At 34.4% G+C, this 24496-nt stretch carries 17 protein-coding genes and 3 pseudogenes; 10 read left to right on the forward strand and 10 right to left on the reverse strand.

All coding sequences use genetic code 11. The features are described from left to right. Positions 1-242: 242 nt before the first annotated feature. Complete coding sequence (locus ABWU74_RS03615) at positions 243-1139, reverse strand: hypothetical protein (protein ID WP_353289189.1); 897 nt, start codon at positions 1137-1139, stop codon at positions 243-245. Positions 1140-1165: 26 nt separating this feature from the next. After that, positions 1166-1999 carry a hypothetical protein gene (locus tag ABWU74_RS03620; RefSeq protein WP_353289190.1) on the reverse strand — a complete coding sequence of 278 codons (834 nt, stop codon included), beginning with the start codon at positions 1997-1999 and terminating at the stop codon, positions 1166-1168. A gap of 613 nt (positions 2000-2612) precedes the next feature. On the opposite strand from ABWU74_RS03620, the gene ABWU74_RS03625 reads away from it, so the two are divergent. The 5 genes and pseudogenes from ABWU74_RS03625 to ABWU74_RS03645 all read left to right on the forward strand — a co-directional run bounded on the left by ABWU74_RS03625 (position 2613) and on the right by ABWU74_RS03645 (position 10307). Beyond that, positions 2613-3086: an ankyrin repeat domain-containing protein gene (locus ABWU74_RS03625; RefSeq protein WP_353289191.1), complete on the forward strand. Its 474-nt coding sequence runs from the start codon at positions 2613-2615 to the stop codon at positions 3084-3086. A gap of 16 nt (positions 3087-3102) precedes the next feature. Next, positions 3103-3942: an ankyrin repeat domain-containing protein gene (locus tag ABWU74_RS03630; protein ID WP_353289192.1), complete on the forward strand. Its 840-nt coding sequence runs from the start codon at positions 3103-3105 to the stop codon at positions 3940-3942. Between the two features lie 62 nt (positions 3943-4004). Further along, positions 4005-6446: an ankyrin repeat domain-containing protein gene (locus tag ABWU74_RS03635; protein ID WP_353289193.1), complete on the forward strand. Its 2442-nt coding sequence runs from the start codon at positions 4005-4007 to the stop codon at positions 6444-6446. A 125-nt stretch (positions 6447-6571) separates the two neighbouring features. Then, a pseudogene (locus ABWU74_RS03640) lies at positions 6572-7898 on the forward strand (IS4-like element ISWosp9 family transposase). Positions 7899-8513: 615 nt separating this feature from the next. Continuing rightward, positions 8514-10307 (forward strand): reverse transcriptase/maturase family protein, encoded by a 1794-nt coding sequence (locus ABWU74_RS03645; protein ID WP_353289194.1) that lies wholly within the window; start codon positions 8514-8516, stop codon positions 10305-10307. A 216-nt stretch (positions 10308-10523) separates the two neighbouring features. Here ABWU74_RS03645 and ABWU74_RS03650 read toward each other — a convergent pair. From ABWU74_RS03650 to ABWU74_RS03665, 4 genes and pseudogenes are all read right to left on the reverse strand, one after another. Continuing rightward, positions 10524-11824 (reverse strand): annotated as a pseudogene (locus tag ABWU74_RS03650) (IS4 family transposase). A gap of 182 nt (positions 11825-12006) precedes the next feature. Next, positions 12007-12150 carry a hypothetical protein gene (locus ABWU74_RS03655; protein WP_182282559.1) on the reverse strand — a complete coding sequence of 48 codons (144 nt, stop codon included), beginning with the start codon at positions 12148-12150 and terminating at the stop codon, positions 12007-12009. A 143-nt stretch (positions 12151-12293) separates the two neighbouring features. Beyond that, positions 12294-12731 (reverse strand): helix-turn-helix domain-containing protein, encoded by a 438-nt coding sequence (locus tag ABWU74_RS03660; RefSeq protein ID WP_208571803.1) that lies wholly within the window; start codon positions 12729-12731, stop codon positions 12294-12296. 86 nt (positions 12732-12817) lie between these two features. Then, positions 12818-13017 (reverse strand): annotated as a pseudogene (locus ABWU74_RS03665) (DNA mismatch repair protein MutL); the annotation flags it as partial. Between the two features lie 411 nt (positions 13018-13428). Between ABWU74_RS03665 and ABWU74_RS03670 the strand changes: the two are divergent. Next, positions 13429-14316, forward strand: a complete 888-nt coding sequence (locus tag ABWU74_RS03670; protein ID WP_209473055.1) for an Rpn family recombination-promoting nuclease/putative transposase — start codon at positions 13429-13431, stop codon at positions 14314-14316. 20 nt (positions 14317-14336) lie between these two features. Beyond that, a complete protein-coding gene (locus tag ABWU74_RS03675) occupies positions 14337-14882 on the forward strand; it encodes a pyrimidine dimer DNA glycosylase/endonuclease V (RefSeq protein WP_007549769.1) in 546 nt (181 codons plus the stop codon). A gap of 14 nt (positions 14883-14896) precedes the next feature. On the opposite strand, the gene ABWU74_RS03680 is transcribed toward ABWU74_RS03675, so the two are convergent. From ABWU74_RS03680 to ABWU74_RS03695, 4 genes are all read right to left on the reverse strand, one after another. Next, a complete protein-coding gene (locus ABWU74_RS03680; protein ID WP_209473057.1) occupies positions 14897-16441 on the reverse strand; it encodes a hydantoinase/oxoprolinase N-terminal domain-containing protein in 1545 nt (514 codons plus the stop codon). Between the two features lies 1 nt (position 16442). After that, positions 16443-17492, reverse strand: coding sequence for a DUF917 domain-containing protein (locus ABWU74_RS03685; RefSeq protein WP_209473059.1), 1050 nt, complete (start codon positions 17490-17492; stop codon positions 16443-16445). Between the two features lie 268 nt (positions 17493-17760). Further along, positions 17761-18639 carry a cytosine permease gene (locus ABWU74_RS03690; protein WP_353289445.1) on the reverse strand — a complete coding sequence of 293 codons (879 nt, stop codon included), beginning with the start codon at positions 18637-18639 and terminating at the stop codon, positions 17761-17763. A gap of 94 nt (positions 18640-18733) precedes the next feature. Then, positions 18734-20830: a hypothetical protein gene (locus tag ABWU74_RS03695; RefSeq protein WP_353289195.1), complete on the reverse strand. Its 2097-nt coding sequence runs from the start codon at positions 20828-20830 to the stop codon at positions 18734-18736. Between the two features lie 590 nt (positions 20831-21420). On the opposite strand from ABWU74_RS03695, the gene ABWU74_RS03700 reads away from it, so the two are divergent. From ABWU74_RS03700 to ABWU74_RS03710, 3 genes are read left to right on the forward strand one after another with little or no spacing between them, the layout of a single operon-like run. Further along, positions 21421-22209: a hypothetical protein gene (locus tag ABWU74_RS03700; RefSeq protein WP_353289196.1), complete on the forward strand. Its 789-nt coding sequence runs from the start codon at positions 21421-21423 to the stop codon at positions 22207-22209. Beyond that, positions 22185-24014, forward strand: coding sequence for a lipase family protein (locus ABWU74_RS03705; RefSeq protein WP_353289197.1), 1830 nt, complete (start codon positions 22185-22187; stop codon positions 24012-24014). Before ABWU74_RS03700 ends, ABWU74_RS03705 begins: the two co-directional genes overlap by 25 nt. Further along, entirely contained in the window at positions 23974-24237 is a 264-nt protein-coding gene (locus ABWU74_RS03710; protein WP_353289198.1) for a hypothetical protein, read from the forward strand. Before ABWU74_RS03705 ends, ABWU74_RS03710 begins: the two co-directional genes overlap by 41 nt. The last annotated feature ends 259 nt before the right edge of the window (positions 24238-24496 follow it).

Here is a 24496-nt window from a genome sequence, read left to right on the forward strand (position 1 = left end):
GATGAAAGTCTTTAATATATTGCTACTAATTTAGCAATATATACTGTTAAAAACCTAAACAATATAACCATTTCCAGCACCCAAAACCAGCAAGCGTGAGAACAATTTTTCTTGGAATCGGTTGGTCTAGCAAAAATTACATTACTAATTCCAAGAAAGCGGAGCATTTGGATCATCTGGAATTTCATAAAAAGGCAGCCTATCAATTAACAGACTTTCTTCATCTCCACTAAGATCTCTTGTTACAATATTGCAAAATCTCTATTGCTCCCAAAATTAGCTGTTACTGCAGTCCTTAAATCTTGATTTCCTGCCACAGCTTCCTGAAAGCTGCTGTTATTGGCAAGATGAGTTTCCAGCACAGGTTTTGCGTCATTACCAAATTTGTTTTTCACATTCAGAATAGCTTGTCCCAATTTATTTGTGTTGCTACTAATTAATTTTTCTGCCACTCCTTCCTGCAAAATACGACTACCTGCTAAGATCTCTCTATTTTCATTATCCTTCACAACCGCTTTCCCTATTTCATCTACCTTGGTATTCAAAAGGTGCTGAGTTACGTTATTGACTAACGTCTTCGACTCATCTATATTATCGCCTAAGCCACTTGCATTAAACAAATATTCAGCTAATTTTTCAGGGCTAACCTTCCCTTCAGTAATTCTTTTTGCTTCACCTTTCTCTATACTGCCAGCATTAAATAACAACTCAGCTAACCTAGAAGTGCCGACATTTTTTATTATATCTTCAATAAAGCTCTTTTGATCCCACTGATAATTCTCTGCTAGTGCATTCTTAGCATCGTTAAATACTAGTTCAGAAATCTTATACGAGCTAACTTTATCTTCGGCAATCTTTTTGGCTGCAAGTTGATCTAAGTTACTTTTATTAAAAAGCAACTCAGCGAGTTTTATTGGATCAGCTTTATTTATAAAATCCTGCGAATTAAGATTTATTTTATTAGCAACATGAGTAGCAAGATTTTGACCAGTGCTATCAGTTATATCAAGTACTGTTTTTCCCAATATATCTTTATTTTCATCAGTAAGTAGCTGTACAGCGACTTCCTCAATTGATGGGCTTTTTCCATCTCTACCTGCCGGACCTTGAGGACCATCTGCACCTTTTGATCCCTGCACCCCCTTGTCTCCTAAAAAAGCTTTTGCTATCTTACCATCATAAGCATTTCGTTATCAGCAGTTTGATCAAGAAATCTGCCTAATTTCTCCACTAAAATTGATTTCTTTTTCCCATCTCCTATATCCTCTGTTGCATCAAGTATTTTTTTCGTGAATTCTAAAATTTTTATATTAGAGCCATCAGCTTTAGCAAAATTACCCTTTTCTGCCAAAAAATCTTTTGCTGTTTTATTATCACCATATATTTCATATTTTTCATCAAGAAGCTTCCCTAATGTATTAACTAAAATTGAAGTTGCATTGGGATCATGTTTATAAAATAATTCCCTTGCTAATCTATTGATTCCGTCACTGTCACGAGAAATAAATCCTCTATCTGTATCTTCCTTAGTATATACATTTTCAACATCAACCTTTTTATTTAATCCTTCATCTACTTCTTCCTTAGTATATACATTTTCAACATCAGCCTTTTTATTTAGGTAAGCAGGCAGAACATCTCGCCTAGAAAATGTACTATCTAGTATCAAGTTAGAGATTCTATCACCCTTATCAAAATCTTTTGCATAAAATATCGCCTCCACTATGGACTTTTCTGCTAACTTCTCTTCAAGTACTGTATGTTCATCATTGTTAGTACTTTTCATATCAAGTAGACTTTTAAAAGCTGCCGCTAAACCTCCTACTTTATAGCTTATTTCACCTTGACCATCTTGTTTATATTTTAATTCCAGACTACCATTGCTTGCATCTAAAGTATACTTATTACCTTTCTCATCGCTCAAGGTTATAATTTTAACATTTTCCAAATTTGATATTGATGTGCCGTGATTATCTTTAAACTCTACATTAGGTGTCATATCACTTCATATTAATTAAAACGAAAGGATACGCAAAAAAATATATTTTTTTATTAATACATGATGCAAAAAGAGCTTTATTCTATTTTAAATATAGAATTGCAATGAATTTTCCTTTTATTTCCAAATAAACTAATTTTCACTCTTTAACATTAATTACCACTAACTCAAATAACACAACCATTTCCAGCATTCAAAACCAAGGGTCGTGAGAAGAGTTTGTTTTGGGATGGATTGGACTATCACTCAATACGTGCGAACTTTTCTATATAATAATTCTACTATACCATAAAAGCAGCTATATTAGCCTACTTTTACTACATTTACATACGAACTAACTTACCTAACTTTGTTGCAAAGATTGCAAGTTCCTATTTTCATAACCCTACTTTTACGTAGCTTGTTCTCACAAAGATACGATCTTTTGGGATCTTTGAAGAAGTAAATAATTGAAATCTTTGTAATACTTGGTTGCAATGTTTTTTAGAGACAAAAGGTATTTTCCTATATCTGAATACAATAAATTTGTAATTCTGAAAAAAATATAAAACTATTGCTAATTATAATAATTGTGTAATAATTAAAACATAAGTTTTTAAGTTAAGGTAGTGTTGTGAATAATCAATTGAAAGAAGTATCTAATCCAATAAATATTCAAGCAGATTTAGAAGAGAACAGTATGGTTGATGGAATAGAAAAGCGGTCAAAAGAACAAGGTTTTTATGCAACACAGACCATACCAATTTATCAAGTTAATCAAAATATTACGTATTCATATTTAGCTACGCTCGATAGTCACTTAAAAAAAGATGAGCATTGTGTACACGAAAGTAATATACATACTGACTTACTTAATTTTGCTTTTCATGGTCACTTAGAGAAAGTTCAAGATCTATTAAACAAAGGAGCTAGCGTTGAGACAGAAGACAACGATGGTAACACGCCTTTGCATATTGCCGCTGAAATGTGTCACTTAGATGTAGTTCAATTTCTGTTAGAAAAAGGAGCCAGTGTTGAGGCACGAAACAACGAAGACTGTACTGCTTTGCATATTGCTGCTAGCGAGGGGCCACTTAGAAATAGTTAAAGCTCTATTGGGCCAAATGAATAATGCTGACATACGAAAGAATAGTTTCAAATGTGTCTTGCATATTGCTGCTCGAAAGGGTTACTTAGAAATCGTTAAAGCTCTATTAGACAAAGGTACTGATATTAATGCAACAAACTATGACGGCGATACTGCTTTAAATGAAGCTGCTGGATGTGGTCGTTTGGAAGTAGTTCAATTTTTGTTAGACAAAGGAGCTAGTTTTGAAGCACGAAACGAAGAAGGATGCACTGCTTTGCATATTGCTTGTGAGGTGGGCTGTTTAGGCATAGTTAAAGCTCTGTTAGAAAAGGGATCTGATGTTAATGTAGTAAGCGAAAAAAATGGCGATACTCCATTACATGAATCTGCTAGAATGAATTGCTACAATATAGTTGAATATCTTGTAGAGGAAGAAAAGGCTACTATTGATGTAAAAAACTTGAGAGGTGAGACTCCTTCCGATTTGGCAGATTCTAATGGTTACAAAGATATAGTTAAGTATCTTAGTCTTCGAGTAAGGGAGTGTCCCAAAACCTCGGGAAGTCTGGCTGATGATAAAAATGTGATACAGTATCAAAAAGTGACAGAAAATAAACACCTAACTATAACTAATAGAGCAATAAAGACCAGTTTCTGTGTAGGGATAATGACCATGTTGACAAGTGTGGCTATTGGATGTACTGCTATTCATCTTAGTTTATCAATATCAGCTACTGCTGCATTGATTGTTGGGGCCATTGCTGGTGGCATTACATATGCAGTATTAAAGCCTAATAGTAGGCTAAATGAATGTGAAGTGAATAGGCAAAGCTTACCTCAAATGCCTAAGGACGAATGTTGCATGTCATATTAGTTCTTGCATTTTATGTCATGCGTGTGAAAATGGTGTGTAGTATTTTTAACCGAGGTGGAGTTATGGAATTGAATAAATTGCAGGAAGTATTAAATTCTGCTAACGCTGATGTTGGTTTCAGTAAGAGTAATGTAGTTAGTAAAATAGAAGAGAGATTAAAGCAAGTAGATCCAGGTACATTGTGCCAATTAAGTTTTGCTGTTTTAAAAAACAACAAACAAATGGTAGAAACCCTTATAAAAGGAGGAGCTGATGTTAACACAATTGATGCGTACAATCGTGATCCATTATATTATGCTATCTCACAAGGGAACAAAAGAATGGTAGAGATCCTAATAAAAAATGGAGCAAGTGTTAATAAGAAGTATAATGACGGAAGCACTCCTCTACATCATGCTGTCTTGAGCCAAAAAATAAAAATAGTAGAGTATCTTATAAACAATGGAGCTGATGTTAATGCGTTAGATGAAAAACGGCGCACTCCATTATACTTAGCTGGACGAAGTACAAAAATGGTCTCGATTCTCATGAAGAAGGGGGCATTACCTTTACTGGAAAACAGAGATATTGAATTTTTAAAGGATCTAGCTAAACGCATTAAAGATGATGATACAGAGTATTTAAAGGAGGTAAAGGTAGAACAGAAGGAGGGGCGGGTAGATGATAAGTATGAGTCAATTAAATACTCGTTGCTGCTTAGTGATAACAGCTCTTTGACCTCTATTATTAAAAGGGAAAAATTCAAAAATTTAATATCTGATTGGTCTTTCAACGTACCTGATTTAAAAGATAACCAAAAAAATTTGAATAAGGCACTGTTAAATCTTCTTACAGACTTTCCATTTTGTGACATTACAAGGTTTGAGGACTTTTTACACGATAACAAAGGTGATGATCTAAAAGCTGTTCTCAATCTTCAAAGGGGAGAATCCAAATTGACAATACTACATGCAATACAAGGTATGGAGTATTTAGCAGTGGAAAAAGACATAGGTTGTGCAGTTAGTGCATTTATGACTTTACTTTTAAAATCTGGTGCTGATCCTAACATAGTTAACAGTGAAGGGCAAACACCTTTGCACTATGCTGCTTATTATAATACTTTAAATATACCTTTGCTTCTGAAAAAAGGAGCACGTGGTCAAACTGACAGACAAGGAAAAACTCCTCTAGACATTGTAATTATTAACAAAAAACCTTTTGAAGTGAATCTTTTAGAACAGATCTTTTTAACTCAGGAGCAATTGGAAGCAAAAAATGATTTAGAAGGTATTTGCGGTCATAGCTTTAACACTAATCGACTAAGAAAGTTTTTCAATCAGCACAAAGGAAATGAAGGTCTTAAAGAGATTCTCAATCTTCGTGATTGCGAAGGAAAGTCTCGAGTTTTTCAAAAGATTAGGGAGGCTTGTTATGGTAATGAAACTCATTTCAAAGAAGCAAAAAAGTTGCTGCTAGAAGCAGGAGCGATTGATTACGAAGAGTGGAAGGACAAAAAACGTTTGCCTAAGCTTAGAACTCTATGGGATGATTTAATATTAGATCAGTCGGAAAAGTTGAAAATATTTTTGGGTAGGGTAAATAAATCCAAAGATATAGATGAGTTAAAACGCGTTGTAAACGAAGCTATAGAACTTGGGGTAAGGCTGAACTTTCCTAACCAGGGTAGTATATACGGAAAGGTATATGAAAAGGAATATAGTTTTACAGATTTTGTGATAAGAAAGATTAGTGAATTAAGAAAGAGTTCCGAAGGTTCAAGGAATATAGAGGTTGCTAGTGGTATAGTATGTCAATTGATATCAAAAGGGACAATTTTGTACAACATAAGCAGTATATATGTAATTGACGAACTGGAAGAGTTTGAAAGCCACAAAGCTAATATGAAAAACGCTTATGCAGATTATGAGAATCGTGCTTTAGATTTCATAACAATCGTTCAAAGCGCAACAAGTGGTAAGGTAAGAGACGTAAAAATCGACAACTCTACTCTCTGTCTTGAATATTCACAGGATAGTAAAGTAGATGTTGCAAAGATTACAAATGGAGCAAGGGGTTTAGGTATCACTCAGGAAGGTGTACAATACGGAAGAAATATAATAAAGATAGGTAAGAGTGAGGTAGAAATTATAACGGAAAACGCTATAAGGAATTATGTAGGCCTAGCAGATGGTAGTAATATAGTATTGACTTTCGATACTGACTTGGGAGAGTTGGAAGTGAGATTATACCCTGATAAGCAAAATCTAATAAAGGTAGAAGTAGAAGATCAAGAAAAGTGGAAAAAATTACAGAATTGTGAGGAACGAATAGGGGAAAAATGTTTGCTTGGTGGGTGTTCAGTACGTGATGCTATTGAACGAGGTTTTTTTACTAGATCTGGAGAGTTGATTCGTTCTGAAACAATTAGTCAATCTGATGCAACAAAAGTGGGCCCTTGGGCAAAGCGCGAAAAAATGAGAAAAGCTTCAAGTCTTGAAGAAACAGTAGGCCGTTCTCTATAATGAAGTGAGGGAGTGTTAAATAAACCATACGCGTCAAGTTAAGGAAAAGTGTAAGTAAAGTTGATAGAGTGAAGGAAAATAATAAGGTATAAATTCTCTTGGATATATGAATGAGAGAACTTACAATGGACAGAATAGCTTGCTTATCAAAAGACCTCAATGAATTCTTTAATGAAAAAGCAGACGAAATATCAATTGCAGTAGGTTTTATAAAAAGAAAGAGAAAACTTAATGGCTCATCATTCATAAAAGCTATAGTTTTTGGTAACATAGGAGTTGATGATTGCAGCATAGAAACAATGTGCCAATTGCTAAATGAAGACTCGATAGAAATTACAAAACAGGGTTTAGATTTTAGGTTTAGTGAAGAAGCAGTTGAGTTCATGAAAAAAATGTATAACGAAGCTTTGTGTTTATTAAAAAAAAGTCTACAGATTGATTGCAAAATTTTACAGCAATTTGGAAGCGTTAAATTATTGGATAGCAGCTACATTAGCCTGCCCAGTAGCATGGAAGATATGTACAAAGGATATGGCAGTAGCTATAGAGATTGTGAGAATAATACCAAATCAGGAATAAAGCTACAGTTAGTCTTTGATTACCTGAATCAAGCGCTAGATAAGTTAAATTTTATGGAAGGAATAAGGTCGGATCAAGGTTATAGGGATTATCTGAACGGTTTATCAGCCAATGATTGCTAATATTTGACTTGGGCTACTTTGTGCCTAGTTCTTTTAAACAGATTAATGAAGCAGGTGCATATTTTGTTAGTCGTTATAAGTCTGATACCAATATATATGATATAGAAACAAATCAAAAAATAGAGCTATTGGAGTATTTAGAAGGTCAATTATCTTCAGAAAAAGAAGTATTATTAGGAAAGGAAGTAAAAATTAAGGTAAGAATTATATGTCAAAAGCTAACTGAAGAACAGTCTATGGCTAGAAGAAGAAAGGCTAATAAATTAGCAAAGTCACATGGATATACATCTTCTCAAAAGAATCAAAAGTTATTAGATTGGTCAATATTTATAACTAATGTTCCAGAGAGTAAAATTAATGCTGAACAAATATTGACGGTTTATAGAGTAAGATGGCAAATCGAATACTATTTAAACTATATAAAAGTCATATCAATCTTGATAAACTAAAAGGAAAGACAAATCCATTTAGAGTATTGTGCGAGCTATACGCAAAATTATGTGCTATTCTCGTATTTCACGAAATGATTGGCTGTGTAAAACTAAAAAAGAACACGGAGCTCAGTTTAACAAAGGCATTTATTGAATTGAAAAGGCGGGTTAGAGAGCTCTTTTTGATATTAAACAATATTGTCAATAATTTAAAAATTTTTCTAAAAAAGCTTACTATAATCTGGTCAAAGTTTTCTTTGAAAGACAGATATAGGAAGACCAGGGTATCTACTTTAAGCTCTCTACATTCCTTAACTTGACGCGTATGGTTTATTTAACACTCCCCCACTGGACATTAGGTTTGGGACAAAAGGCTGAATAATGAGAGCTGTGTGAGTCGAGAGGGTGCGCCGTGGTACGCATTAAGAAATACTTAGCGGAGCTAAGCGGGGTTCAGAATAAATGGCCTCGAGGTGAACAACTAACTTTAACCCGAAAGGGAAGGAGGACAAGAGCATGTATGTAAAGCGAGAGTTATCTGAAGATGTGTAAGGTAACGGCTTGCAACACCTGATCAATATGGTTAAAGCTAAACTGCTTGAATTCTAATCTTCAGGGGTGGGATTTCACATCCATGGGTATCACATTTAAAACCCCATGTCTACAGTAAGCACAAATTAAACTTTCGTTTGTGTGACATTCTGGCTGTAGAACGATAAGTAGTGAACTTATTTAAGAGGATGAATAGAAAACCTAAGTTGATCTAGAACAGTTCTTAGTGACGGAACATGGGATGACCTAAGGAACGCGAGTTCTATGGTTACGGAGTCATCGTAGTAGTCGTGAAAGTAACGAATCACCGGGGAGTGTGGGAAAGCCACATACAGGGCAAAGGGTGACAGATAATTGAATGTTGAAATTGGGAGGTACGCAAGATGCGGAAAGCTGAAACAATACTTAACATTATACGTGAACGTGGACAAAGAAATTTGCCGGTTAAAAACGTATATCGCCTACTCTATCAGCGTGATCTTTACCTTCGGGCGTATGGCAAACTTTGTCGTAATAAAGGTGCTATGACAGAAGGTGTGACAGTTGAAACAGTTGATGGTATGTCTTTGGAAAAGATCGATAAAATCATAGAGGGTTTACGCTATGAGCGATATCGGTGGACACCAGTAAAACGTATCTATGTTTTAAAGAAGAGTGGTAAACGCAGGCCGTTAGGGTTGCCAACATGGTCAAATAAGTTACTTCAAGAAGTAATTCGATTAATATTGGAAGCCTACTATGAGCCTAAATTTAGTGAATGTTCACATGGATTTCGACCAAAGCGTGGATGCCACACTGCATTAAGAGCAGTAATGCAAAAAGGCAGAGGTACAAAATGGTTTATAGAGGGAGATCTCAGTGCATGTTATGACTCAATTGATCATACTATGTTGTTGAAAATACTGAGTGAAAGCTTCCAAGATAACCGTTTTATTCAGCTAATCAATCGACTGCTAAAAGCAGGATATATGGAAAATTGGAAGTACAATAAGAGTCATAGTGGGGTACCACAAGGTTCTATTATTGGTCCAATTCTGAGTAACATATTACTCGATCGGTTAGATAAACATGTGGAGCATATACTAATACCAGCAAATAACCGAGGTAAGCGAAGAAGGACAAATCCAAAATATTTAAGGTTAACCATGCAAGTATCGATGATGAGAAAACAAGGGAACTGGGATCAAGCAAAACAACTGCGTCAATTAGTGCAGGGTATGCCATCTAAGGATTCTTGCGATCTAAATTATCGACGTCTTTGGTATGTTAGGTATGCTGATGATTTTCTGATAGGGTTTGCAGGACCAAAGAATGAAGCTGAACAAATTAAGAATGAGATTGCTGGGTTTCTCAATGAGGAGCTCAAACTTATGCTTAATGAAGATAAAACGTTTATTACACATGCGTGTGATAGCAAAGCCAATTTTTTGGGTTATGAAATACATGTTTTGCATGCAGATGATAAACATGATCATCGGACACAACGATGTATTAACGGTAGTATTGGGTTACGTGTACCACACCATATAAAGCAGAAAAAGTGTTCTGAATATATGCGTTGTGGTAAACCGATACATTTACCTCAACGTACAATTGATACAGCTTACAGTATTGTTGCTCAGTATCAAACTGAATATCGAGGAATTGTACAATACTACAAAATGGCCTACAACCTTCACACACTAAGTTATCTGAAATATGTGATGGAAGTATCATTAGTAAAGACTTTAGCATCTAAATACAAAACAACTTGCAGGAAAATTTATAGAAAATTTGGTGCGACGATCGAAAATGATGAAGGTGAAAAACGAAAAGTCATCCAAATCAGAGTAGATCGTTTACCATCAAAGATACCATTAATTACACACTTTGGTGCTGTGTTGCTAAAATGGAATAAATGGGTAAGCATAAGTGATAACCTTATACCAATATGGAATAAGCGTAGTGAAATAGAGCAAAGACTATTGGCACAAACTTGTGAATTATGTAAATCACAAGAGCAGATTGAAGTACATCACGTACGTAAACTTGCTGATTTGCTAGGTAAACGTAATACTGAACTACCGGAATGGAAAAAGAGAATGATTGAACGACAGAGGAAAACTCTTGTTGTTTGTCATGAATGCCATAAGAAAATCCAATATGGAAAATATGATGGTGACTCCTTAAAACGTTAGATTATTGGAGAGCCACGTGATACGGAAACGATCATGCGTGGTTCGGAGAGGGGTTGTTGGAAAAGTACTTAACAAGTAACTCGCTGGCTGCCCACTCTACCACAAGTCCGGTTTCGAAGTCGAGTGGGGAGAGGTGACTTTCCTCACTTAGATAACTCAAGTGTGTCAAATAAAACGGACTTCTTGGTTGTCGGCGAAAAACCCATACGCGTCAAGTTAAGAGATTGTGAGCAAATTTAGAGAGGTTAAAGTGGATACTCTAGCCCTTCTGCGTTTGTCTTTTAATGAAAATCGCGACCAAGTTATAGTGAGTTTTTTAAGAAATACTTTTAAACTATTAATCTTGGTTGATACTAAAATAACTCTCTAACCCGTCTTTTTAGCTCAATAAATGCCTTTGTTAAGCTAAGTTCTGTATTCTTTTTCACTTCTGTGCAACCAACTATGCCGTGAAATATAAGAATTGCGCACAATTTAGCATATAGTTCACATAATACTCTGCATGGCTTTCCTTTTAGCTTATCAAGCCTGATATGGCTTTTATACAATTTAAATAATAACTCAATTTGCCACCTTACTCTGTAAATCGTTAATACTTGCTCAGCACTAATTTTATTTTCTGGAACATTAGTTATAAATATTGACCAGTTCAACAATTTTTGATTTCTTTTAGAGGATCTGCGATCTTGCTAATCTATTAGCTTTCCTTCTTCTGGCCATAGACTGTTCTTCAGTTAGTTTCTGACATATAATTCTTACTCTAATTTTTGCTTCTTTTCCTAACAATACCTCGTTTTCTAAAAATAACTTATCCTCTAAACATTCTAATAACTCCATTTTTTGATTTGTTTCTACATCATATACGTTGGTATCGACGACTTATGAAATAAGCTCCTATTTCATTGATTTGTTTAAAAGAACTTGGCACAAAATAACCGAGATCAGATATTAGCAAATCATTGCTTGATATATTACTTAAATGTTTCCTATATCCCTGGTCTGATCTTATTCCCTCCGTTAAATTAAGTTGGTCTATTATCTGATTCATGTAATCGAAAACTAATTGTAACTTTATTCCAGACTTAGTATTGCTTTCATAGCCACTGTAGCTAGTACCATAACCTTTATACATCTCTTCCATACTGTTAGGTAGAGTAATATAGCTACTGTCCAATAATTTAACACTATTAAATTGCTGTAAGATTTTGCAATCAACTTGCAAGATATTTTTAAAGAGAATCACAGATTCATTATACATCCTTTTCATAAATTCCACTGCTTCTTCAGTAAATCTAAAATCCAAACCTTGTTTTGTTATATCTCTCGTTTAGTAATTGACACATTGTTTCTACGCTACAATTATCAACTCCTATATTACCCAAGACCATGGCTTTTACGAATGATGAACCTTTTAGCTTTCTCTTTCTTTTTATAAACCTTGTTGTAATTGAGATTTTGTCTGCTTTTTCATTAAAAAATTCTTTGAGCTTTTTTGATAAGCAAGTTATTTTATTCATTGGTTCTCTCACTAAAAGTACATCTGGGAGAACTTATACCTTATTATTCTATCTCTTTCATACCTTTATTTCCTTAACTTGACGCGTATGGTTTATTTAACACTCCCAGATTCTTTGCAATTTTGGCTTTTTCCGCCTTCTTGACCTTTCCTTCGATAATCTCCATACCTTCAGATAAGAACTCATAAAGTTCGTTGCGTATCCCTGTATTTCTCCATTAAACCACTGCTTGCTTCACTATGTTGCCTTGTAAGCAGATCTTTAATGCTGACTGATAACGCCTTTGCTATTTCATATAACTTTTCAAGTGGAACAGCAATGTTCATAGTCGCTTATTTTTTGACGCGTTGTACTAATTTTTTTTGCCAAGTCTTCCTAAGTGCATTTTCGCATTATCCTTAGCTTTTTTATCCTTTGTCCCATCCTGTAGTCTACAGAAGTAGTTTTTTCTTCTGCATTACTATATTCTTCAGTTCGTTGCTTGGAAAATTATTTCAACAGAAACTCCTACTTTAACTAGATTCTTTGCCACCTCTATTCTTGCCACTTTTCTACTATTTTCCTTGCTAACTTGTGCAGATGTAATTAATGAATAAACTACATTACGTAATTCTTGATTCTCAATTTTCTCATACTTTTCTATTAGATCTAATCCCTCACTCTCGAGATAACTGTTTTCATTTGATACAGGAATAAGATCTATAATGCTAACTGATAGTGCTTCTGCGATGCTATATAACCTTCTGATTGAAATTTTACGCTTTCCTTTTTCATACTGTAGTATGACCTGATATTTTGTACCGATTTTACTTGCTAAATCCTTTTGAGTATATCTCTTCGCTAGCCTACAACTTCTTACTTTCTGTCCTACTTTGTAGTCTAAAAAATTAGAGCAGTCACTCTTTATCTATAAAAACAAATACTTACATTCTATACTGACTCCTTAATAACCAGAAGAACTATCTCAATAAAGATCATTTCAACAAGCTTAATCTATCTTCTTTCAAGCAATTTCTCTATATCACTCAGTTTCATTTCTATATAAGTTGGTCTTCCGTGATCAGAATATGGCGTTTCCTCCATTTGCCTTAGCAACTCATTCACTTCTTCTAACCTCATTTTCTACCCGCTCTAATTGATCCATGACAAGCGATAGTTGCCAACACTTTATCTTCTACTGGCAATGTATCTTCTTTTTGTCCATGCTAATAGGATATAGATTTAACATAAAATTTGCTACTGAAATGTTGACATTAAGTTTCAAGATCTTTATCATGTAAAGGTGTGGGCTCACGATGTTAGGTAATTGAGCTTGTGGGCTCGTGTTTTTATTAGGCTCTCACACCAGAAATAAGCGTTTTTAAAGCTCTTTATAGCTACTAAATCTATGAATTCATTTGCTGGCGTTTTTAGGCGCTTTATGAGGGAGTTATAAAAAGATGTACAAAAGGACGTCTAAAGTAGAGGGTGCTATTCTAAGATGATCTCTGAAAGCCGTTTTTTTCATCAATACATTTAAAACTTTGAAAAATAAGCTAAAAATAAAAGAGTTGAACATTTCTTTAGAATTGTGTATAATTGTTAATGCTTTTTAGGTTAATTTTATGGCTCTTTCGAAGTTTCTTGATCCAAAATTAGATTTAACATTTAAGAAGATCTTCGGTACTGAGAAAAATAAGAATATCCTTATTCACTTTTTAAATGACATCTTAGGCTTTACTGGTGTTAACACTATACAAGATGTTGAGTTCCTTAGCACTATCATGAATCCTGAGATTGCTTCTGATAAACAAAGCATCGTTGATGTTCTTTGTAAGGATTCATACGGAAATAGGTATATTGCGGAAATGCAACTCGCTCGTGATAAAGGCTTTGAAAAACGCGCCCAACTCTATGCTGCTAAAGCTTACTCAAGACAATCTGGCAATTACATTGATTTTAAGAAAGTATTCTTTATTGCTATTTCTAATAGTACGCTATTTCCTACAGAGGTTGAGTATATTTCTACTCATAATATACGAGAGATAAAAACCAACGGACATTATCTAAAAGATTTTCAATTCGTTTTCATTGAGTTGCCTAAATTTACAAAAAACAGAGTAGAACAACTAGAGAACACAGTAGAAAGGTGGTGTTTTTTTTTCCGGTATGCAGAAGATACTACAGATGAAGATTTAAGAAAAATAGCAGAAAAATCACCAATAATAAAGCTAGCATATGATGAGTTAGACAAATTTCATTGGAATGAAAAAGATCTAATGGCGTACGAGGAAAGAATAATGAATCTACAGAAAGAAGAAGCCATCCTTGAATATAGGCTTGATCTTGCTAAAGACGAAGGCATCCAAATCGGTCATGAAAAAGGCAGAGAAGAGGGTGAGAAGGAAGCTAAAATAGCAGTTGCAAAGAATCTACTTAAAGCAGGTGTTTCTATTGATATTATAGCTCAAACTACTGGTCTTACAGTTGATGAAGTTAAAGACTTAAGCTGATTCTATCTTTTGACACCTAGATGAACATCTTTGTACTAGATGAAAACCCAGTAATTGCAGCACAAATGTTGTGTGATAAGCATATAGTAAAAATGCCATTAGAAACTGCTCAGTTATTAAGTAATGTTTTTTCAATAGCATTAAAAGCGCCAAATCCTTTTGTCAGTACCACAGATCAGAATATAGCAGTTCCATATAAACTCACTCACAGCAATCATCCTTGTTCTTTGTGGGCTAGGCAATCGAAAGGGAACTTTTGTTGGTTGATAGAGTACGGAAAAGAATTATGTAAAGAGTACACTTGGCGATACAAAAGAAAGCATAAATCAGAAGAAGTAATAGATTGGTGTGATAGTAATAAGGATTTACTCATTTTTCGATCAACTGATATGCAAGCTTTTATACAAGCACTGCCCGATCGGTATAAATGTACTAATCCTGTAAAAGCTTATAGGGAGTATTACCTACAGGAAAAGATGAGATTCGCTAAGTGGGAAAATGGAAGAGAAGCACCAGGTTGGATAGTAGGAAATCCTGCTACACATTTTTTCCACATCTTTTCTTGATAAGGACACAAGGTTTACGATATCCAAGGGCTAGCAGCAGTAATACGCACACGTGCAAGATTATTGGGTATATAATGATAGGGAATAATTTCTTCATATACAATGCGAATTGAACTAGGATTCACTTTATATAGCAGTGATATTTCACCCTTAGCTTCGTTTCTTATATTTTTCAACACATTTTCTCTATCAGTTAAAGAAACTACAGTATCCTTTGTTACCGAAACCTCTGCAAAAGCAGCTCCATAAGCATTTGCAACTTCAGCATATTCAGGAATGAACGCATATTTTGGTAAAAACGGTGATGCAAGCAACATAGCGCCACCACCTACAATGATAAAAGGAAGGTCAGCATGCGGTCCAGAAATTTTCTGATAAAGTTTTTCAAGCTTCAATACTATTTCGCTCATAATACGCTTTGCACACATAGCTTCCTGTTTAGTAAACTTAACAGAAGAAAAATTAACATGCCCTAAAGCTTGTGCCATATCAGTGAGAGTTATCTTGCTGCCTCCCCATAGTTTTGCATGTTGCTTTATTAGATATCCTGCACTTTCAGGTCCTATATTAACTTTATCATCTTTTGCTTCTATATAACTGCCACCTCCTAATGCAATAGACAAAATATCAGGCATAGCACAATTGAGTGTAATACCACCAATAGAAGAATTATAAAGCGAACGCCGCGGAAAATTGTTTAGCACTATACCTACGTCTGTTGATGTTCCTCCAATATCTGCAACTACACATTCATTTTTACAAGCAAGACGTGCTGCCCCCACAAAAGAATTAGTAGGGCCTGATGAAATAGTCAATATAGGGTACTGCAGTGCTTCTTCTAAAGTAATAATAGTACCGTTATTCTGAGTAATAAACAAAGGACATGTTAACCCGAAAATGCTTAATATATTTTGCAAATCTTTAAACCCTGCATTCATCGCTTTTATAAGAGCAGTATTAAGTATAGCTGAATTCTCTCTTTCGATATAACCAACTCCACCAATCTTATGTGATAACGTAAATGGAAAAGCTTTCCCTAAAATTTCTTTGATCTCATTTCCTACTATGTTCTCTTGTTCACAATATAGAGGAGAAAACACTCCCACTACTGCAAATCCTTCTGCTCCTTTATTGTGCAACTCGTATATGGCAGAGCGTACTTCAGAAATAGAAAGCTTAGTTATACAACTACCATCACAATCATACCCTCCATTAATAACTTTTTCTCCAATATACAATGTACTACGTGTCTGTGCGTTCCACGAGTATGCGGGTGGAAGTGAAGGTTTATGACCTGCAATGCGAATCACACCTACCTTGTATAGTTCAGATCCTTGCAAAACCGCATTAGTTGCGTGCGTGGTTCCTATAGATACAGCTAAAATTCTCTGTTTATCAAAAGGATGAAGCTCATACAATGTGGATAATACACGTAAAACCCCTTCAGAAATATTTTTCGTAGCAATCACTTTACAAGAAGTAACTATTGTACCATTATCCTTTACAAGTACAGCGTCAATATTTGTGCCACCAACGTCGATTCCTATTCTATAATCCATATCACCTCCTTTTTTCAGAAAGACCAAACACTTCAGGACCTACTATTGCCAGTCCTTCTGGTGTTGTCCATAACGTGGGAGAAGGAAATTTTAGCACTGATACACGTATTCCATATGTTAAAGCTTCAGAAGCTATTGGATATCCAGTATCTTTATCAAGAACAGCAATGATATCTGGTGTTGCAGCAACACAATCGGAACCATCATACACTGCAAGATATTCATTTTGATAAATGATGGTCAACATATTATTACAACCTTCTATAGATACATTTCCTGAAAGAAACCCTCCCTTAATTGACTGATCTATATCTCTTATAATTCCCTCTCCCAACAGCAATGCATGCTTATCGCATAACGCTTTTATAGGACATATTTTTCGTTCTCGTGCTTCCAGTATAATATTACCTAGAAAACATGCATAGGAGATACTGTTTCTACAAATAACTTGCTTTGCTTGTTGACCTGTTATAGGGTAACAGCTAACACCTATGCTTGAACCACATGCCACTGTCACCGCGCGCGCAACCCTTTCGAGGTGGTCACTGCTTTCAATATGCATAATTATAGTGTTACCTAAGCTATCTGCAAAAAATGCAGGACAACAAGAAATGCCATATAAATTAGGTGATACCATATTCAATGATGGAAATGCTCTGCCCATTAAGTCTCCGTCTATAACAGGAATCCCGACTTTACCTGCTGCAAGGAATGGTGTAAAAGCGTTACTTCCTCCTATTTCCGCTGGTATAAGTGCCGTAGGTTCTTTCTTATAATATAACGTAAATACATCGATTAATGAGTGACACTCTTTACTGGGTAATTTTTCTGCAGCTACAAGAGGTGCACCCATAAAACCAATGGGCATAATTAGAGCATCATCTTCCAACTCATCTATATCTGTAATAGCTACCTCGCCATGGAGTTCGATTTTATATTGTGTACTAAGCTTATTATAATAGGTATTACCTCCACCTCCTGAGCCTAATAATCCAGCCCCTAAAGAAAGAGCTTCTATATTATTGAGAGTTAGTTGGTTTATTTTTTTCACAATAGTTCTTATAAATAAACAGAAAAGTGCGTGTGCATAGAACAGCAAAAGATGATACAATTGCTGCATCGGTGTAAATAAAACCAGTTGTTATATCATGCACCTTAAGTAACGAAAGCAAACCATATATAATACCAAATATTGCACAAATGAGATTGGTTTTTTGTGCTGAAGACGTATATTGTATAGGTTGTAATTTATCCAGCACAAAACAGGTTACAATAACAGATCCTTGGCTTCCTATGACAATGGTAATTACATTAAGTAACTACTCAAATTTTAGTATTATATTAGTACATGAAAGTACTGTACCAACAATCCCTATAATTGTTATGCAGAACGGTAATGAAACTTTGGGTAACAAAAAATTAACGTTTACACCAGCAGAATACAAGTTTAAGTTATTAGTAGTCCAGCATAAAAGAATTATAGACGGAATACACAATAACTTCCACAAATCATTTCCGCTGCTCAATAATACCTCTATAAAACTTGAATCTGGCACACAAAGAGCAAAATAGACTCCTGTGCCTATAACGAAAAAATAACATATGAAAAAGGTAAGTATAACGCTTACATATGCATCGAGATTTGTTCGTGCAAAACGATAGTATGTTGGGATATCGAAAATAGCACCTAAAGATGCTGCAATTATAAGCGGTACGCCTTTTAATGTCATATTAGATGTAAGTATAATATCAGGTAAGGTGTGCTTGTAAAAAAGTTGCAATATTGCGATTATCGTAACTATGATAAGAAAAGGCGTTGCAATATTTGCAAAGCTCTTTAATGCAGTGATACCTCTGCTTACAAGAAGTGTAATAGCGAAACCAATGATACAATTAGTAGCAACGAATACATATGGTAAGCCTTTCATTTTTAATAGAGGAAATTCTATAATAGTGTTCACCATAATGTTTTGTTGAATAGAAAACCAGAACACTAAACACATTATAATACCTAATCCATATAGCCATGTACCGTGAACACCAAAATAGTGTAATACTTGTTCTATGGTATTGCATGGTCTTCTTACTGACAATACAGCAAAACACAACCCCAACATTGTCAGTATAAGATTTGCTATAATTATAGAAATTAAGCTAGAAGTAACACCATATTTGGTAGTAAGCATATACCCCAACATGAAAGCAGGTACACAAAAGACTGCACCTGCTTGAATCGCGGTAAGATCTATGTATGTTTGACTAGTATACTTCAACTTATCACCTACAAAACAATCAAAGGAGATTCATTCTTAAGTTAGTTAGTCCTCTTTGAGCTTTTGAAGTCTCAGTTTCGTCAACTTTAGTACTAGGACCTGCTCCAGTATCAGCATGCAACTGGCGAAGGACTTCCTTGGCTTTTTCAGTGGCCTTATCAACCTTTATATCCTCCTCCATGTCAACTTTGGCATCAGGAGCTAAGCTCTTTTGATACTCACGTTCCCTTGAATAGTTTGATAAACATATATGATGTATAGTAAAAAGAGCATTTTCACTTCTCCGCGTTACTTTGGCTAAATTTCCAACCTTAACATGATGTGAATAGCGTGTATCTTTTATACCAAATCTCCTCGCAAAATTAACATGCATATTATTATAACCAAGGAAATCTTTATCTATTGAATGAAAGTCATCTACTAATGGATCTTGTAATTCTACTGAGCCATCTGGGCACTTCTCATATAAGCTTTCTACGTACTTTCTAAGTTTTTCCTCATCTTTAGATGGTTTATCTTCTTCAGGAAGTTTAGTGCATAGTGGTAATTGAATATGACCTGCAGGATGGAGCATAAGAATATTTCTGATATCACAATCTTCTGTTAGAAATTTCTTTGACGGTACTTGTGTACCATCGGCATACTCCTTATATTCTTTAGAACATTCTCCATTAATCAAGCTAAAACAAAAAAAAGCAAGAGTTGGTTGTACTTTTTCATTTTCATCAACATCTTCCTCCTTTTTATAATAAAACGTTTTTTTATTTTCTGCTTGGAACTTGTAAAAAAGCACATCTTTACTATCTATACTAAGCTGATCATTTACTCTATTAATTCTCACTAACGAAATAATGATTGGCAGCCCTTTTTGTTCCATACAGCTGATTACTGCATAGACACTAATGTAACAAGGTAATACCTTGAGGGTAATATTATGTTTTGAATACAGTAGAACACCTTTACATGTGCCCAATATTTTCTGAACTCTTTCATTTGCAATATTTTTTATATATTCTATAGAATGTAAGTTAATTTCGCTTTTCATTTTGGCAATGAGTTCTTCCTCCTTATCTTTACCAAGAGAAACACCACCAAAATTATCTATCGATTCTTCCAAAACTGCAATACCAAGTTTATCTTTTTTTCTATATTTTAACAAACTGAGCAGAATTACAGGTAAAAATAGATCTTTTTCTTTCTTTGTTAAGTTTTTGACTTCATCACGAGAAAGCTTACCTTCTTTGCAGAACTTAGGCAACATAGAAAGAATAAATAAGGGACGAATTTGACATAGGCTATCTGATACAAGAGGATCTAGTAACTCAAAGATATCTTCACCTTTGTCACATTTGTCACATATGAGTTCTTCGCAACGAGCCAAGATTTCATTAAGATCTTTTTTTTCTGCTTTGGGTTTCTCTGATGTATTGGATGAAACGCCGTAAATTTTTTCTCTAGAAACTGGCATATCATCCTCTATGTCCTTTTCGATGTTACTAAGAAGTGGTACAAAATGGTTGCTGTAATTCACTATATAAACAACATTATCACCTGTGCCTACTTCATCTGTAGTAATATGTAATCCATCTACCGATTTCTCATGCAATTCTATAACTTTAATTTTCACATTATATTTCTCACATATTATTTTTCCTTCAATTTCGTTTCTTCCACATACAGCATCTTCTAACTCTAGTTTTCTCATTAATGAATTAAGGCTTAAATCTTTAACATCTTTTACAGTAAATTCAATACGTGAAACATATCTTATAATGTTATCATCTTCTTTTTTTAAAGCTTTATTCAACCATGAACTGCTCTTTGATTGTTTTGCATATTGTTTACAACTTTTCCGTAAAGACTTTACGTTAAACTCTTCACTACTTGTAATCAGACCATTACTTTTTAGTTCATTCAATCCTTGAGCAACAGAATCAAAAAAGCAATCTCCTGCACCTACAGCAGCCCCTATTTTATAGTTCCCAGGAAACTCCTTTTTTAGCTTACTTAAAAGTTCCTCGAGTTCTTTTCGCTTCTCACCTTTTGCCTTTTTTATCTGACAAAAAACGGAAATAGGCTCTCTACTAACACCTGACCCTTTACCCACTGCTAACATATTAACTCACTAAACCAAGCTACCTGCTTGATAGCAGAAAAAATAAGCAAAGTAAATTATTTTTTTATGATAAATAACAATATTTTTCAATAGATATATATTTCCATATTTTTTATTATTAAATTAATAATATGGTTCTACTTTTTGCCTAATTAACAAACAAGCGTGAGAAGAGTTTTTCTTGGAATCCGTTGGTCTATCACTCAATACGTGCGAACTTTTCTATATAATAATTCTACTATACCGTAAAACCAGCTATATTAGCCTATTTTGCCACATTTATATACGAACTAATTCGCTTAGCTTTGTTGTAATAATTTTACGTTTTTGTTTTTGAAACACCCCTTTTACGTAAAAAACTCTCACAAATATACGTACTTTTTTTGTGTTTTGTGAAGAAAGTAAATAATTGAATTGCTGTTAACGCTAGTTACTGTAATATTCCTCCCAGAAACGCTCCTGAACAAATATTGCTTGTACCGTTGAAGACGAAAAGATTTATGGTTAATCTTATTAAATTGATAACTTATTTGACTAAATAATTGCATAGTGGTATACTAAGTTAATTAAGCTTGTAGTAAGTAAGAAATATGCCAGGTGTTATTGATAATCAAAATTCTATTAGCGATGATTTTGTAAATATTAGCAATACTTTAATAAAAGAGGTCTTAATTGAAAAGCTCGGACCAATTAAGAGTGAATTAGAAGCTCGAGATGAACATGATCTCGACGCGCTTTTGAATCAAGACATTTCTAGTTTAATTAAAATATGGAAGAATATAGAGCGTTCTGAGAATAGTGAGTTAAATGATGCTTCTGACCTTACCGATCTGATAACAGGACAAATTGCAGAATTTGATAAAGAAAAATTACTAGAAATGTGTACTCTCAGTAAAATTGCCTATGGTGATGGGGACAGGAAATTAAAGAAAGATGAATATGAAACTAAAAGGCAGTTTGAAGAAGCAGGTTATCAAATAATAAAATTTTATGACAATGAACTCATTCAAGATAAATATTGCTCAGATAGTGATTATAAATTAGAACAACACAATGTCGGCTATGCTTTGACGGGTAGCAATTCATACAATCGAGATGTTGGTTATGTTTTTATTAAAGACAAGGAAGTAACTATAGCTTATCATGGTACTCGCGATTTGAATGATTTGAAGGAAGATCTTCGTGCATCTTTGACTAAGTTATCATTTTTATCTGGAGATAATTATATCCACTCTGGTTTCTACTCTTTATTCAAACGCTCTTGGCCCAGCGTACACAAGATATTACAAGGGCATGCTAATGATAAAGGATTAGAAGGAATCAAAAGTTTAAAAATAATGTTACAGGTCATAGCATGGGAGGTGCTCTTGCTACTATAGCTGCTTTATGTCTTGATAAAACAGAAGAAGCCAAAGACATTAATGTTGCAACTTTTGGCTCCCCAAGAGTTTTCTACAATGATGCTGCTGAAGTTTACAGTGAGTGTCTTGGAAAGAAGACTATTAGAGTAGCTTGTCAATCAGACCCAGTACCATGTCTGCCACACGGTAATGCTGGTGCGCATTATAAACATGTAGGTAAACCATTAAAACTAGAAACGGATAAAGTTCTAGATTATTTAGAGCCATACTATCATAAAATTGATACCTATTATAAACTTATTCGGGAAGTAAAGCAGGAAAATTTTAAATCAGACAGCAATGCATCTAGGTATTTTTATATTTCTTACGTGCTTAGTCCATTTTACCACTTAATAAATTGTCTACTTAACTTTACATGTATAGATGGCGAGAAATTCTTTGAAGAAGTCAGGGAAGAAAATAAGGATATTAAGCTTTCTGAAATACCGATTGAATATGCCCCAAAATTAGAAGAAAAATTGAAACAAGAAGAACAAGAGTGTGATGAGCTTAATGATAAAGTAGCTCAATTGACTCAAGACAAGAGTCAACTAAAAGAAACGCTAAAGAGTACACAACAAAGCTTGAATGAAAAAACTGAGGAACTTAACAGCAAGGATCAAGAGCTGAATGATGCGAACCAAAAGCTGGAAGAGTTTAAAAATACACAAGCTCAGTTTGCGCAGGAGAAGAAAAAGCTAAATCAAGGCTTGGATGCAAAAGCTAAAGAACTTAAGAGTACAGGAGCTCAGCTTGCAGAGAAGGAGGAAAAGATTAGCAAGCTAAATAATCAAGTAACTAAATTTACTGAAGAAAGCAGTAAGCTTAAAGAGCAATATAAGAACATAAAAGTTAACCTTGAAAACAGCAAGACAGGGCTGGATAATGCAAATGAAAATATTTTAAAATTAAAAGAAGATTTGGAACAAGCAAAACAAAAGATTGATGATGCAAATCAAAAGGTTTCACAATTACAAGCTCAGTTAGAACGAGAGCAAGAGAGTGCAAAGCAAGAATTGGCTAAAATAACTAGGGAATTTGAGAGCAAAGAAGCTAACCTTGAAAACAGCAAAAAAGAGCTGGATGATAAAAATAAAGCCTTGAATGCAGAAATTCAAACATTTAAGAGCACACAAACTCAGTTGGAACAGGAGCGGGATAGTGTAAAGCAAGAATTGGTTGGCAACACTAGCGAAGTAATTCAACTTGCTCAAGAACTTGAGGAAACAAAAAAACAACTCGTAGAGGGGAAGAAAGAGCTAGATGTTGCAAAGAAAAATATTTCACAATTAGAAAAAGATCTAAAGCAAGCAAAACAGCTAGAAGGGCACCTGAATAGTGCAAAGCGAGACTTAACTAACAAAACTGGTGAAGTAACTCAGCTCACTGAAGAAAACAACAAACTAAAGAATGAGCTAAAGCTGAAAAAGCCCAAAAATGAAAATAACGACCTGAAGACAAAGCTGCAGGAATCTGAAACCAAAAGTAAAGAACTAGAGAGTCAAGTTAAAAATCTACATGAACAACTTGAAAGCAAAAATAGGGTGGAAAGTCAAATCCAATGTTTGCAGGAACAACTTGAAGGTAAAAATAAAGAGCTGAATAGTACAAAGAAAAATGTTTCACAACTAAAGCATGAGACATTAAGTAAACAAGCAAGTATTGATTGTCTTACTAAAAAAGAAATTCAACTTTTATCAGAAAATAGTCGGCTCGCCAAAGAAAAAGATCTCAGCCTGGGTAATGAAAACAAAAAAACTCTCAGCAGTAAATGCTCAAAGTAGAAAGCAAGTAATCTATGCTTCTGTTTCTTTTTTGTTATCTGTGGCATTTGCTGTTGGTGCAAGTTTAACAATGTTTCATTTAGCAATGTGTATTTCACTTGCTGTAGCTGCATTAACTTTTCTTGCAGTAGGATGTTACTGTTCGTATGAAGCAAATACAGCGCTTAGCAATGTTGAAATTGATCAAACAAACGGTATCGATCTTGCAGATGCTAAAAAATAGTTTTTAAGGTTTTAAATTATACTCGTCCCACCACTTGTACCGTTTGAACTTTCTTGTATAATAGTTTGACTATATCGCAAAACCAGCTATATTAGCCTACTTTTGCCACATTTAGGTACGAACTAATTTGCCCAACTTCGTTGCAACAATTTTACGCTTTTATTTTCACAACGCCGCTTTTATTTAAATTATTCTCACAAATATACTTACTTTTTTGCGTTTTTGGGGAAAGTCAATAATTAAAAATTTTGTGATGCTG

Origin of the sequence: Wolbachia endosymbiont (group A) of Paraperithous gnathaulax, assembly GCF_964028485.1 — a bacterium.
In the GTDB taxonomy this organism is placed as follows: domain Bacteria; phylum Pseudomonadota; class Alphaproteobacteria; order Rickettsiales; family Anaplasmataceae; genus Wolbachia; species Wolbachia pipientis.

What these genes read in the sequence shown, in the direction of transcription:
- ABWU74_RS03705 (WP_353289197.1), top strand. Translation starts at nt 22,185, where the DNA reads ATGGGAGGTGCTCTTGCTACTATAGCTGCTTTATGTCTTGATAAAACA.
- ABWU74_RS03645 (WP_353289194.1), top strand. Translation starts at nt 8,514, where the DNA reads ATGCGGAAAGCTGAAACAATACTTAACATTATACGTGAACGTGGACAA.
- ABWU74_RS03695 (WP_353289195.1), bottom strand. Translation starts at nt 20,830, where the DNA reads ATGTTAGCAGTGGGTAAAGGGTCAGGTGTTAGTAGAGAGCCTATTTCC.
- ABWU74_RS03630 (WP_353289192.1), top strand. Translation starts at nt 3,103, where the DNA reads ATGAATAATGCTGACATACGAAAGAATAGTTTCAAATGTGTCTTGCAT.
- ABWU74_RS03680 (WP_209473057.1), bottom strand. Translation starts at nt 16,441, where the DNA reads ATGGATTATAGAATAGGAATCGACGTTGGTGGCACAAATATTGACGCT.
- ABWU74_RS03675 (WP_007549769.1), top strand. Translation starts at nt 14,337, where the DNA reads ATGAACATCTTTGTACTAGATGAAAACCCAGTAATTGCAGCACAAATG.
- ABWU74_RS03620 (WP_353289190.1), bottom strand. Translation starts at nt 1,999, where the DNA reads ATGACACCTAATGTAGAGTTTAAAGATAATCACGGCACATCAATATCA.
- ABWU74_RS03700 (WP_353289196.1), top strand. Translation starts at nt 21,421, where the DNA reads ATGCCAGGTGTTATTGATAATCAAAATTCTATTAGCGATGATTTTGTA.
- ABWU74_RS03635 (WP_353289193.1), top strand. Translation starts at nt 4,005, where the DNA reads ATGGAATTGAATAAATTGCAGGAAGTATTAAATTCTGCTAACGCTGAT.
- ABWU74_RS03655 (WP_182282559.1), bottom strand. Translation starts at nt 12,150, where the DNA reads ATGAACATTGCTGTTCCACTTGAAAAGTTATATGAAATAGCAAAGGCG.
- ABWU74_RS03710 (WP_353289198.1), top strand. Translation starts at nt 23,974, where the DNA reads ATGAAAACAAAAAAACTCTCAGCAGTAAATGCTCAAAGTAGAAAGCAA.
- ABWU74_RS03670 (WP_209473055.1), top strand. Translation starts at nt 13,429, where the DNA reads ATGGCTCTTTCGAAGTTTCTTGATCCAAAATTAGATTTAACATTTAAG.
- ABWU74_RS03690 (WP_353289445.1), bottom strand. Translation starts at nt 18,639, where the DNA reads ATGTTGGGGTATATGCTTACTACCAAATATGGTGTTACTTCTAGCTTA.